12 protein-coding genes and 1 pseudogene are annotated in these 12,662 nt (G+C 64.0%); 8 read left to right on the top strand and 5 right to left on the bottom strand.

Annotation, left to right across the window (positions count from 1 at the left end):
- The 8 genes and pseudogenes from WAN71_RS12460 to WAN71_RS12425 form a co-directional block, all read left to right on the top strand.
- On the top strand, positions 1-875 hold an 875-nt coding region (locus tag WAN71_RS12460; protein ID WP_422225620.1), incomplete at its 5' end, for an alpha/beta fold hydrolase.
- Positions 876-888: 13 nt separating this feature from the next.
- The gene (locus WAN71_RS12455) at positions 889-2,304 is read left to right on the top strand and encodes a wax ester/triacylglycerol synthase domain-containing protein (protein WP_422225619.1); all 1,416 of its coding nucleotides are present in this window, start codon (positions 889-891) and stop codon (positions 2,302-2,304) included.
- Positions 2,305-2,352: 48 nt separating this feature from the next.
- A complete protein-coding gene (locus WAN71_RS12450; RefSeq protein ID WP_422225618.1) occupies positions 2,353-2,682 on the top strand; it encodes a hypothetical protein in 330 nt (109 codons plus the stop codon).
- Between the two features lie 174 nt (positions 2,683-2,856).
- Complete coding sequence (locus WAN71_RS12445) at positions 2,857-4,188, top strand: cytochrome P450 (RefSeq protein WP_422225617.1); 1,332 nt, start codon at positions 2,857-2,859, stop codon at positions 4,186-4,188.
- Positions 4,189-4,204: 16 nt separating this feature from the next.
- On the top strand, positions 4,205-5,683 hold the full coding sequence (locus WAN71_RS12440) for an aldehyde dehydrogenase (RefSeq protein ID WP_422225616.1): 1,479 nt from the start codon (positions 4,205-4,207) through the stop codon (positions 5,681-5,683).
- 48 nt (positions 5,684-5,731) lie between these two features.
- On the top strand, positions 5,732-6,727 hold the full coding sequence (locus WAN71_RS12435; RefSeq protein WP_422225615.1) for a PDR/VanB family oxidoreductase: 996 nt from the start codon (positions 5,732-5,734) through the stop codon (positions 6,725-6,727).
- Positions 6,724-6,990, top strand: a pseudogene (locus WAN71_RS12430) (Rieske 2Fe-2S domain-containing protein); the annotation flags it as partial. The gene WAN71_RS12435 and the pseudogene WAN71_RS12430, both read left to right, overlap by 4 nt.
- A gap of 27 nt (positions 6,991-7,017) precedes the next feature.
- Positions 7,018-7,809 carry an aromatic ring-hydroxylating dioxygenase subunit alpha gene (locus tag WAN71_RS12425; RefSeq protein WP_422225622.1) on the top strand — a complete coding sequence of 264 codons (792 nt, stop codon included), beginning with the start codon at positions 7,018-7,020 and terminating at the stop codon, positions 7,807-7,809.
- A gap of 29 nt (positions 7,810-7,838) precedes the next feature.
- On the opposite strand, the gene WAN71_RS12420 is transcribed toward WAN71_RS12425, so the two are convergent.
- The 5 genes from WAN71_RS12420 to WAN71_RS12400 form a co-directional block, all read right to left on the bottom strand.
- Positions 7,839-8,942 carry an adenylate cyclase regulatory domain-containing protein gene (locus WAN71_RS12420; protein ID WP_422225614.1) on the bottom strand — a complete coding sequence of 368 codons (1,104 nt, stop codon included), beginning with the start codon at positions 8,940-8,942 and terminating at the stop codon, positions 7,839-7,841.
- Between the two features lie 107 nt (positions 8,943-9,049).
- Positions 9,050-10,375, bottom strand: a complete 1,326-nt coding sequence (locus tag WAN71_RS12415; RefSeq protein ID WP_422225613.1) for an ATP-dependent 6-phosphofructokinase — start codon at positions 10,373-10,375, stop codon at positions 9,050-9,052.
- A gap of 77 nt (positions 10,376-10,452) precedes the next feature.
- Positions 10,453-11,352 carry a 3-hydroxyisobutyrate dehydrogenase gene (gene mmsB, locus WAN71_RS12410; RefSeq protein WP_422225612.1) on the bottom strand — a complete coding sequence of 300 codons (900 nt, stop codon included), beginning with the start codon at positions 11,350-11,352 and terminating at the stop codon, positions 10,453-10,455.
- Between the two features lie 13 nt (positions 11,353-11,365).
- Entirely contained in the window at positions 11,366-12,532 is a 1,167-nt protein-coding gene (locus tag WAN71_RS12405; protein WP_422225611.1) for an acyl-CoA dehydrogenase family protein, read from the bottom strand.
- Between the two features lie 7 nt (positions 12,533-12,539).
- On the bottom strand, positions 12,540-12,662 hold a 123-nt coding region (locus tag WAN71_RS12400; protein ID WP_422225621.1), incomplete at its 5' end, for a hypothetical protein.

The raw sequence follows: 12,662 nt of genomic DNA, 5'->3' as shown, positions 1-12,662 counted from the left end.
CGGCGGCTACGCTCGCCCGGCGCGAGCGCAACAGGACGCGTGCCGTGCTCCCAGTACTAGAACTGACCCCGAGCCACCGCGCTGGAACCGGAACGCCGCTGCTGTTGCTGCACGGCATCGGCGCCATCTGGCGGGTCTGGTCGCCGGTCCTGCCGTATCTCGAGCCCCATCACGACGTCATCGTGCCGACCCTGGCTGGCCACGGCGGTGGGCCGCCACTGGATCCGCAGACTGCGCCGTCGATTCAGGCCTTGACTGATGCCGTCGAGGACGAGCTCGACCGGCTGGGCCTTCAGCAAGTGCACATCGCCGGCAACTCCCTCGGCGGGAGAATCGGAATCGAGCTCGCGCGCCGCGGCCGGGCGCGATCCCTGGTGTTGTTCAGCCCGCCAGGGGCCTGGCGGTCACAGCGCAGCATCGAGTTACGGGCAACCGGGGTACGGCTCTCCCTCGGCGCGCTCGGTCGCTACACGTCGCGCGCCGACGCCATCGCCGCCAATGGCTTGCTGCGCTGGTCTCTGTTGGCCGGGCAGGTCGCCCACCCCAACCGCGTCCCACCCGAAGAGTTGGCGGCCTTCATCCGAGCCGGCAGTTTGGCGCCGGTAGTCGCGCCACTGCTTCGGGAATTCCCGGTTCGCCAGGTGCAACCCCTGCCGGCCGTGCGGGACTACCCCGTCCGGCTGGTCTGGGCCGACCGGGACCGGGTGTTGCCATTCGACGGTTTCGGTGCACCGATGCTCGAACGGTTACCCGGGGCCGAGCTGATCCGCCTTCATGGCGTGGGGCACGTCCCAATGTCCGATGACCCGGTCACCGTCGCAAAACTGATCCTCGAAGTAACCCGTGCCGTGGACAACGCGGCAGTGTCAACCTAAGTGGGCGACCGAAATGACTAGCACCGACGACGACGCGCTTGCCTCATGGGGCGGAGGGCAAGACCTCAGCGCGTGGGAAGCATTAATGTGGCGCACCGGTGGCGACTCCCGCACCCGCTCGACCGGCGTAATGATCGAGTTGCTCGACGCAGAACCCGACTGGGATCGGCTGGTGGCCGCCCACGCTCGGTTTACCCAGCTGGTCCCGCGGCTGCGGGAACGGGTCGTCGAGCCGGTGGTGTCCCTGGTTGCGCCGGCATGGTCTCCGGACCCGCATTTCGACCTGGAGTATCACCTGCAGCGGGTACGGCTGCCAGGCGACGGGTCGATGGCCGAGCTGCACGCCCTGGCGGCCCAGTTCGCCGCCCGCCCGCTCGATCCCGAGCGTCCCCCGTGGGAGGCCCTGCTCGTGCTCGGCGTCACCGGCGGTCAGACCGCCTACCTATTCAAACCACATCACAGCCTGAGTGACGGGATCGGTCTGCTGCAACTGCTGGATCTGGCCCACGGGCACAGCCGGGAGCCCGGCCCCGCCGACAAAAGGCCGATGCCCAAGCCTCGACGGACGGAGTCACCGGAGGGGCTGCTGGTAAACCGGTTGGCCGGCAAGGTCATTAGTGCGCCCGCGGATGTGTTGCGCGAAGCTTTCCACGTCGCCGGCCGGTTTGCCGGCAACCCCATCGGAACGACGACCGACGCCGTTAAATTCGCGATGTCGCTACGGCGCGTGCTGACGCCGCCGGACGCAGCCCACTCCCCCGCGCTGACCGGCAGCGGATCCGGTTATCGGCTGGACACCTTCGACGTGCCGTTCGACGACCTGAAAGCAGCGGGACGGGCTGCCGGAGGTTCGGTCAACGACGCGTTCCTGGCCGCTCTGCTCGGTGGGGTGCGACGCTACCACGAAAAGCTCTCTCTCACCGTCGATTCCATACCGGTGGCGATACCGGTCAGCCTTCGCACCGACGCCGACCCGATGGGTGCCAACAAGTTTGCCGGCGCACGGTTTGTGGCACCGGTCGGTGAACCGGATCCCAAGGCGCGTATCGCGGCCATCCACGACTTCATCGCGGACGCGCGGATGGAGCCTGCGCTCGGATTCCTCGACCTCATCGCGCCGGTGCTGAGCCGCCTGCCGGGGATTGTGCTCACCCGAATCGCCGGCGAGATGACCGGCCTATCCGACCTGCAGGCCTCCAACCTCGGGGCGATCGGTCGTCCGCTGTATCTGGCGGGTGCGCGGGTGACGCGCGTCTATCCGATGGGTCCCCGACCCGGCATCCCAGCCATGGTGGCGATGGTGACTTACGACGGAACCTGTTGCATCGCAGTCAACTTCGACCCGAACGCCATCGCCGACGCCGCGGCGTTCTCGACCTGCCTGCGTGAAGGCTTCGACGAGGTGATTGCCCTAGCGCGCGGCAGCTAACCAATCAGGGGAGAGATCAACCACAGAAGGTTGGAGGAAACAACCATCATGAAATTCGATGACGTAGTAGCAATCCTTGATAAGTCGGTCGGCGGACCGGACGCCGATGTGGCCTCGCACGGTCCTTTCTGGCGAGACGTCACCCGAGACACGTTCATCGAAATGAAGGTCGGCGGGCGGAAACTCGTGACCCTCGGCGACGGCGCGAATTCAAACCTGGTGTTGTCGTTGAAAGGCGAAGCACCATTTGGTTCCGACCTGGACGATCCTCCCGCGGGCGCCGTAACCCCACAAATGCCCGCATACCTTGATCCCGTGCCGGCGGAGGAAATCAGCGACATCGAGCAATGGATCAACGAGGGCTGCCCGGCGGATTGACCTTTGTGAACTGTCGCTCTGAACAGCGGCCGGGACGCCCGATTACCCCCAACGTGGGAGTGATGACCCCCCGTCATGGTGACGCACACAGAAGCCCCCGCGATGAGACTTGACTCACCAGCACCCCGCGCGGCCATGTTGGTCACCAAAGGCAGTAGGAAGAGGACATCCGAGATGACGACCACCCAACCCACCGAAGAAGCCGTTCTTCCCGACGAGATCGCACGTCGGCTCGTGCTCCCCGAGGGCCATGCCGATCTCACCGCACTCCACGAAGCGTACAAATGGCTGCGTACGAACATGCCGGTAGCAAAAGCCGTCGTCGAGGGCTACAACCCCATCTGGCTGGTCAGCAAGCATGCCGACATCCAAGAGGTCGAGAGTCTGTCGGAGGTCTTTGCCGCCGGCGGCGGCACCGAGAATCCGGGCTCGCACAACCCGATCCTGCAGAACGTCGCCGGTGACGAGTTCACCAAGCAACTCCTCGGCGGCAGCCTGCGCATCCTCGATGCCCTCCCCTACATTGACCCACCCGAGCACACCCACGCCAAGAACATGGCTTTCGGCTATTTCAAGCCCCCCTCGGTCAGGAAGTTGGAAGACGACATCCGTGAGCTCGCCAAGGAGTCCGTCGACCATCTCAAGAAGCTTTCGGCCAGCGGAGAGATCGACCTCCTCGACGACTGGGCGCTGGGCTTCCCGCTGCACGTGATCATGACGCTGCTGGGGGTTCCGCCCGAGGACGAGCCGCGGATGATGGCGCTCACCCAGGAGTTCTTCGGCACCGCCGATCCTGAGCATCAGCGCGAAGACGTCGAGGCACTGACCCCGGAGGCGATGGCCCAACAGTTCGCCGCCACCATCCAGGACTACTTCGCCTACTTCGATGTCTTGGCCGAAGACCGGCGCGCCAATCCTCGCGACGACCTGGCCACCGTGGTCGCCTGCGCCAAGGGGGCCGACGGTGAGTACTGGCCCAAAACCTTCGTCTACGGCTGGTACACCGCCATCTTCACCGCCGGTCACGACACCACCTCGGCAACCCTGGCCGGCACGCTGCAGCAGCTGGCCCTACACCCGGACGTGCTGGCGCGGGTCAAAGCGGACCCGAGCCTGGTACCCAACCTCATCCAGGAGGGCTTGCGGTACGTGGCACCGGTCAAACACTTCATGCGCGTCGCGCTGAAGGACTACACGTTGCGCGGACAGACCATCAAAGCCGGTGACAGGGTGATGCCGCTGTTTCAGTCGGGCTGCCGCGACGAGGAGGTATTTGACCATCCGGACGAGTTCGACATCGACCGCAATCCCAACCCACACCTCGCATTCGGCTTCGGTGCGCACACCTGCGTCGGCCAGCACCTGGCCAAACAGGAATTGAGGGTGATGTTCGAAGAATTGCTACCTCGCCTGGAGTCGATCGAGGTGACCGGACCCGGCAAAGTGACACAGACCAACTTCGTCGGCGGGCTGAAGCACTTGCCCGCCAAGGTCACAATCTCCTGATCGGCTGGAAACACCAATGACCACAATCGATTACCCCCAGCTTTACATCGGCGGTACGTGGACCGCACCTGCCGGCCACGACACCATCGGCGTCCATTCCCCGGCCACCGAAGAGCGGATAGGTTCTGTACCGAGGGGCACCGAAGCCGATATCGACGCTGCCGTCGCAGCCGCCAGGACGGCGTTCGATGCCCCCGACGGCTGGTCGACGTGGGATCCGAAGGAACGCGCCGACGTCCTCGAACGGTTCGCGGTGGAACTCGAAGCCCGCGGAGCCGAAACGGCAAGACGGGTGTCGATGCAGAACGGGATGCCGGTCTGGCTTGCTCAGCAGTTCGAGGCTGGCTTCCCCCCGCTGCTGGTGCGCTACTACAGCGACCTGATGACGAGCGCACCCGCTGAGGAATTGCGTTCCGGCATGCTCGGCGGCACATCGCTAGTCTCCAAGCAGCCCGTCGGCGTCGTCGGTGCGATCGTGCCGTGGAATGTTCCGCAGGGGATCACGTTCCTCAAACTCGCACCCGCGCTGGCCGCCGGCTGCACGTTCGTGCTCAAACCGGCCGAGGAAACCGTGCTCGACGCGTTCCTCATGGCCGAAGCCGCGGCCGCGGCGGGCATACCCGACGGTGTCGTCAACGTTGTTCCCGGCGGCCGTGAGGTGGGCGCCTACCTGGTCGAGCATCCGGGCGTCGACAAAGTCTCGTTCACCGGCTCCACCGGCGCCGGCCGCTGGATCGCCGAAGCGTGCGGGCGGCTGCTGCGGCCGGTCACCCTCGAACTCGGCGGCAAGTCCGCGGCGATCATCCTCGACGACGCCGACCTGGCCGCGTTGATCGAGCCCTTCTTCGGATGCACGCTGCTCAACAATGGTCAAATTTGTTGGCTCAACACCCGGGTGCTGGCCCCCCGTAGCAGATACACCGAATTCGTCGACATCATCACGGATTTGGCGCGCTCGCTGAAGATAGGTGATCCACTCGATCCCGAGACTAAGGTCGGCCCGCTGGTATCGCAGCGCCAGCGCGACCGCGTCGAAGGCTACATCGCTAAAGGCAAGAGCGAAGGCGCCCGCATGACTACGGGCGGTTCGCGGCCATTTGACCGAGGCTGGTTCCTGGAACCCACCATCTTTGCCGACTTGGACAACAACGCGACGGTCTCACGCGAGGAGATCTTCGGGCCGGTGCTGTCGCTGATCCCATACTCCGACGAACAGGAAGCCATTGCGATCGCCAACGACAGTGTCTACGGCCTGGGCGGCTCGGTGTGGTCATCGGATCCCGAACGCGCGACCAACGTTGCTCGCCGCGTTCGCTCCGGGACCGTCGGGGTCAATCACTACGTCAACGATCCCGTCGCCCCGTTCGGCGGCATCAAGCAAAGCGGCATGGGTCGCGAACTCGGCCCCGAAGGCCTGCACGCCTTCCAGGTATTCAAGACCATTTACCTGCCGCCCCCTTCGGATGCCGGTCAACCACCGGCCACGCCGCTGTAATTCGACTGGCGCCGAACTGATTTCGTGCCACGATCGGAGCAAGTAGCCATGTCTGCGCCCGTCGTCACCACGCCCGGTGCCAACGTACATGAATTCACAACCGAGCTGATCGTTCGGCAGCGCAGTACACCGGCAGAAGGCGTGGTGGTGCTTGACCTGGCGCATCCGGAAAACGAAGACCTGCCGCGCTGGGAACCAGGTGCCCACGTCGATTTGATCATCGACGACGGCCTGACGCGTCAATATTCGTTGTGCGGTGAACCGCGCGATTCGGGCGTCTGGCGCGTCGGGGTCTTGCTGGATCCCAATAGTCGCGGAGGTTCGCGATACGTTCACGAGAACCTCAACGAGGGGGCCACGGTGCGCGTACGCGGACCCCGCAACCACTTCCCGCTGGTCGACGCGCCGCACTATCGATTCATCGCGGGGGGTATCGGCATCACCCCAATCTTCGCGATGCTCGAGGCCGTGCAGCGGGCGGGCGGTGACTGGACACTGCTTTATGGCGGCCGGAACGGGGCGTCAATGGCCTTCGCGGAGGATCTTGCCGAGCGTTACCCCGAGCGGGTGACGTTGTGGCCGCAGGACGAACGCGGTCTTCTCGACCTGGAGTCACTTCTCAAGGATCCCGAGGACAACACGTTGGTGTATTGCTGTGGGCCCGAGGCACTGCTTTCAGCGGTCGAGCAGCAATGTGCCCACTGGCCGGCGGGGATACTTCATATCGAGCGGTTCGCGGCCAAGGCGCCTACGGCAGAGGAGGCCGCCGAAGCCCTCGAAAAGTTTGAGGTGGTGTGCCAGCGTTCGGGGGTCACCCTTGAGATAACCTCAGACCAGTCCATCCTGGAAGTCCTTGAGGAAGCAGGCATCCCGATTCTCGGCAGCTGCTATGAAGGCGTCTGTGGCACCTGCGAGGCGAAGGTGCTAGAGGGAACCCCAGTTCACCGCGACTCGGTGCTCGCCGATGCCGACAAAGCTGCCGGCGAAGTCATGATGCCCTGCGTATCGCGCTCTCGCACCGAAAGGCTGGTGCTGGACTTGTGAAAACCAACTACCCGAAGAAGTGTTGGTATGTCGCGGCAACCTGCGACGAGATCACCGAATCGCCACTGGGGCGCCGCCTACTCGGCAAGGATGTCGTGCTATGGCGCGGCGCTAGCGGCGGCGTCACCGCATTCGAAAACCGCTGCGCGCACCGGGCTTTCCCGCTGTCGCACAGTACGGTCGACGGAGATCGGCTGGTCTGCGGTTACCACGGATGCACTTACGACACCGACGGCAATTGCGTATATACCCCGACCCAACCCCAAGTCCCGACGGGGATGAGGGTGCCCGTGTTTCCCGTCCTCGAGCAGCCACCATTTGTCTGGATCTGGCTCGGGCCACCGGCCGCTGCCGCGGGCAGCCAACTGCCAAACATAACGTGGATCAATGACCCAGCGTGGTCGACATTCGCGAGTGCCTGGCAGGTAAACGCCAACTACATGATGATCCACGAACACTACCTGGACTTCAGCTACGCTCCCATCCTGCATAGGCGTGATGTGCCCGCCGAAATCGAGAGCATGCCGGCATTCAACGATGTCGAGGTCACGGAAACCACGGTCTCTTACACCAGGCTCCTGCCGGACGCCCAGCTTGTTGACTGGGAGGCCGACGCCACCGGACTCGACCGCAGGCGTACGTATAAACGTCGCGAGGGCGGCACCTTCGTCTCACCGGCGATGCACCGCCAGTATTGGGAAATTGAAGGTCCGGATGGCCAGGTGTACACCACCACCCGGACCCACGGCATCACGCCCGAGACGGAAACCTCTACTCACGTGTTCATGCAGGCATCGCGTAACTACAGACTGGATGATAATGCGGTGACCGACCGTCTGAAGTTGTTCCTAGCCGAGGTTGCCCAACGCGACTCCGCCATACTCGAGATGGCGTCCAATCACTCGGGCTACGACGGATGGCGGGGCGGCGTGGAGTTCCAGGCGGATGCCGCCGCCTTGCGGGCGCGCCGAATCGTTGGGGTGATGTTGGCGAAAGAAGCGGGCCAGTCCACGATCCGGCCCGGTCTCGCGCCCACCAGCAGGCGAGACTCGCTCAGCCCCCGTCAGCCCGTCAGGGGTTGACGCGATCCTTCACACTCACGGCGGTGGACTCACGTCGGTCGGCGAACGGCGAACAGACTAACCGGGAGGCTGACCCCCCGAAGTGTTCGTCCACCAAGGGGCGACCATTCGAAATCCTCTGCGGCGCTGAGTTCTTGGCGCACAGATTCCGCTACGACGACATCACCGGCACGCGCTGCATGGGTGATCCTGCTCGCGATGTTGACCGGGCTGCCATACCAGTCGCCCGCGTGGCTGACCGCCCAGCCGGACGCGATCCCCACCCGCAGCCGTGGCAGGTCGTGCGCGGCCGCAGCCGAAACCAGATCAAGAGCCACATTCAGCAGCTGTTCAGCATCCGACGAAACGAACATCACCGCATCACCTATCGTCTTGACGAATCTCACCGGAGTGACCACGACGTCGCGCGCCAACTCGGCGAGTCGGTTCGCAATATGTCCGAGCTGCTCGGGCGGCATCGTCTCGCCCAGCTCGGTGAAACCGACAAGGTCGGCAAATGCCACCATCACCCGGCGCGCACCCGGGAGACTCCCCGCGGCTCGTTCGGCGAAGTTGACAGCCTCGGTGTCAAACGCGCGGCGCAGCTGCAGGTGCAGCAGATCTTCGATCATCGGCCCAAGCAACGGCACGACGTCAGTCGCTAGCTCCTTCATCGCGATGGCAAGCTCTAATTCAGTTGCCCCAGGCCGTAACACGACCCTCAGCGCCGCTTTTCGCATCATCTCCGCCGCATGTCCGAGACCCTCCACGAGCACCCGCAGAATTGCGACCACTTCGTCTGCGTTGAATCCGAAATCGATCAGAGCCTTACTGCGCAGCACGGCCTCGGCATCGGCGCGTAACTGCACCGCCGCGGCGGGATCGTCCACCCGAGGCAAGTCGATGGCTTGGTGGAGTCTCCCCAGCAGATCCGCATCGATTCCAGTGGCTTCGCTGATCTGCAGCGACGACACATAGGTTCCGTCGTCGCCTACCACGCGATGCGCTGGCAACAGCATCGGTATGAGCGCCGCGCGGATCTGCTGATCGTCGAAGTCATGTGCGCGCAGCCACTGAATCAACTCGGCCCGTTCTCGACGCGCTTGGCCCGCGAGGCCGTGGAGAAGCTCATCATCGTCGATGTCTGCCGCCATGGCGCTAACCTACAATGCTGTCCGGGTCGATGAATGCCTGATTGAGATCACTCCAGGCTCGAGGAATCCACGGTTGACGCGGTGGCGGTAATCGCAGGCACCGGGCGTTAAGGCGCAGTCGATGCTATCTCGCCGCCGCCCTCGGATAGCAGGTCGTCAGTCTGACCTGTCACTGAAAGCACTGTTTGCCACAGGTAGCCATTGGTGTCGACCTTCTTCCGCGACGAGACCGCCATCGGAATCGGTACATGAGTCAACCGGCGTCGCCAGGTACCAATGACCGTGTCGGTCTTGCCCGCCATGCCGGCGTGGACGGCCGCATGACCCAATCGAAGACAGAAGTTGGCGTCCCGAGCATTGGCGGGCAAGCTGCGGATCATGTAACTCGGGTCGATATACTTGAGGTTTACCGAAATCCCTTGGCCCCGAAATGTTTCGTTGATCTGATCCCGTAAAAAGGTGCCAATGTCACTGTGGCGACGATTCCCTGAGGCATCCCACTCCGCCTCTTTGTCAAGCAGACGTTGACCTGCCCCTTCGGCCACGACAATCACGACGTAACCATCTCTTTCGATGCGTTGTCTGGCCGCTCGGACGACCCCATCGATGCTGAAATCAATTTCCGGGATGAGGCATAAGCCGACCTGAGTATCCGCCAATGTCGCGAAGCTGGCGACAAACCCAGAGTCGCGACCCATCAGCTTCACTAGACCGATACCGAACCGATGGCACGACGCCTCCACATACGCCGCGCGCGTCGCATGGCGCGCCGCCTCGACCGCGGTATCGAAACCGAAAGAGGTCTCAATGAACGAGATATCGTTGTCGATGGTCTTCGGGACACCCACCACGGCGATCTCCAGATTCCGGCGCCGTACCTCCTCGACTATCGAATGCGCGCCGCGTAGCGTTCCATCGCCGCCTACCGTGAATAGCAGCTGAATTCCCAGCTTCTCGAGCGTGTCAACCATTTTATCCGCCGGTTGCGGACCGCGGGACGAGCCCAAGACCGTACCACCGACTTCGTGGATTTGACCTACTCTGCGGGTCGTCAATTCGATGGGCGCCAGCCCGTTTCGATCCGCTAGGCCCTCGTAGCCGAACCGGAAGCCATAGACCGTGGGAACACCGTACTTTTCGTGTAGGCAGAAAACGATAGATCGGATGACATCATTCAAGCCCGGGCAGAGCCCACCGCACGTGACAATCCCACACCTGAGGGCGCCGGGGTTGAAGTAGATCCTCTCGCGCGGACCCGCCAGCTCGAAGGACGGCGGATCGATACTGGCTCGCACCTGCGCGCGCAGCTCATCGATATCGGTGCGGAACAAGAGCCGTTTCGATGTATCCATGAAATGCTTTGTGCGCAAAGGAGAGGCGATCTTGCATTCGCCCAGCTCGTCGATGTCGAAATCCGGTCGTAATAACGTCATTTCACATCGACCGCCTCTTTCACTGGCGCGTGTGGTTCACGCTGTCGGCCGCAAGCAGCATCACAGCATAGGGGTGGTTATTCACGACTTCTGTATCCGGTGCTCTCCGCGCGCAGCATTTCGATGATTGCGCTGAAGTCCAAGGCGCCGTTGTCGGCCGCGAACTTAGCGTAGATCTTTGCGGCGTGGCCGCCCAACGGTACGGCCGAACCGGTGGACGCCACCGCAGCCATGGCCAGGCCCAGGTCCTTGTTCATCAGCGCGGTCGCGAAACCCGGCTTGAAGTCGTGGTTGGCCGGCGATGTCGGCACCGGTCCGGGCACCGGGCAGTTGGTGTGCACGGCCCAGCAATTGCCGGTCGCACCGGTGATCACGTCGAACAACGACTGCGCCGGCAAACCGAGCTTCTCGGCCAGCACGAACGCCTCGCCGATCGCGATCTGCTGCACCGCCAGCACCATGTTGTTGCACACCTTGGCGGCCTGGCCGGCGCCGGCGGCGCCGCAGTGAATGATCTTGCCCGCCATGGGTTCCAGCACCGGCCACGCCCGCTGCAACATATCCTCGTCCCCGCCGACCATGAAGGCCAAAGTGCCGCCGGCCGCGCCGGCGACCCCGCCGGAGACCGGCGCGTCAAGCTGGTCGAAGCCGTGCGCGCGAGCCAACGCGTGTACCTCGCGGGCGTCATCGACGGAAATAGTCGAGCTGTCGATGAAGAGCGTGCCTTGTCGTGCGGCGGGCAGGATGTCGGTGTAGCAGCGTTTGACCGCTTCGGCGTGGGGCAGCATCGTGAAAACGACCTCGGCGTCGATCACCGCGACGGGCGCGCTGTCGCAGACCGCGACGCCGTTGTCAGAGGCGGCCGCGGCCGTGTCGGCTACCGGGTCGAAACCCCGCACGGTGTGCCCGGCGGCAACCAGGTTGGCGGACATCGGCCCGCCCATGTGGCCCAGCCCCAGGAACGCGATCGTCGACAACTTCTGGGTCCTCCTAGGCTCCGGCGCGCGCCCGGGCGGCCTCGGCGCGGCCGATGACCACCCGCATGATTTCGTTGGTCCCCTCCAGGATGCGGTGCACTCGTAGATCGCGCACGATCTTCTCCAAACCGTACTCGCGCAGATAGCCATAACCACCGTGTAACTGCAGGGCTTTGTCCGCGACGTCGTAACACGCGTCGGTGACGTAGCGTTTGGCCATCGCGCACAGCGCGACTTTGTCGTCGGCATCGCCGTCGAGTGCACTCGCCGCCCGCCACAACAACATTCGCGAGGATTCCAGCGCGGTGGCCATATCGGCCAAGGTGAACCGGATGGTGGGCTCGTCGAGCAATGCGGCCCCGAACGCCTGCCGGTGGGAAAGGTAGGAGGCCGACTTGTCGAACGCGGCCTGTGCCCCACCCAGCGAGCACGCCGCGATATTGATCCGGCCGCCGTTCAGCCCGCTCATCGCGATGCCGAAGCCGGTGCCTTCACCGTCCGCGCCGCCCAGCATCGCGTCGGCGGGCACCCGCACATCCTCGAACACCACCTGTGCCGTCGGCTGCGCGTTCCAGCCCATCTTCTCTTCGTGGGCGCCGAAACTTAGTCCGGGAGTGCCTTTTTCGACGATAAACGCCGATATCCCACGCGGGCCCTCGCCGCCGGTGCGCGCCATCACGACATAGACGTCGGAGGCGCCTGCCCCGGAGATGAACTGCTTGACGCCGTCAAGAACATAGTCGTCACCCTGCTTGACCGCCCGAGTGCTCAACGCGCTCGCATCCGAGCCGGCGCCCGGCTCGGTCAGGCAATAACTGGCAATGACGTCCATCGAGGCCAACCGCGGCACCCAGGCCTTGCGCTGTTCGGCGGTGCCGAACGCGTCGATCATCCAGGCGCACATGTTGTGGATGGACAAAAACGCGGCGATCGTCGGACAGGCCATCGCCAGCTGCTCGAAGATCCGCACCCCGTCCAAGCGGCGCAGCGCGCTGCCGCCCACGTCGTCGCGGCAGTAGATCGCCGCCATCCCCAGCTGCGCCGCCTCCTGCAGCACGTCCACCGGGAAGTGCTCGGTGGCATCCCATTCCAAGGCGTACGGGCCGAAACGCTTGTCGGCGAACGCGGCCGCCGTCTCGGTGATGACCCGTTCGTCGTCGTCCAGACCGAAGAATTGCATCGACGAGCTACTTCATTGTCGGGATGACGAATTCGGCGCCATCCTTGATGCCGGACGGCCAGCGCGACGTAACGGTCTTGACCTTGGTGTAGAACTCAATGGACGCCGGCCCATGCTGGTTGAGATCACC

Source organism: Mycobacterium sp. (assembly GCF_049280035.1).
Taxonomy (GTDB): Bacteria; Actinomycetota; Actinomycetes; order Mycobacteriales; family Mycobacteriaceae; genus Mycobacterium.
Note: the sequence above shows the minus strand (reverse complement) of the source record. Positions and strands in the feature narration are given on the sequence as shown.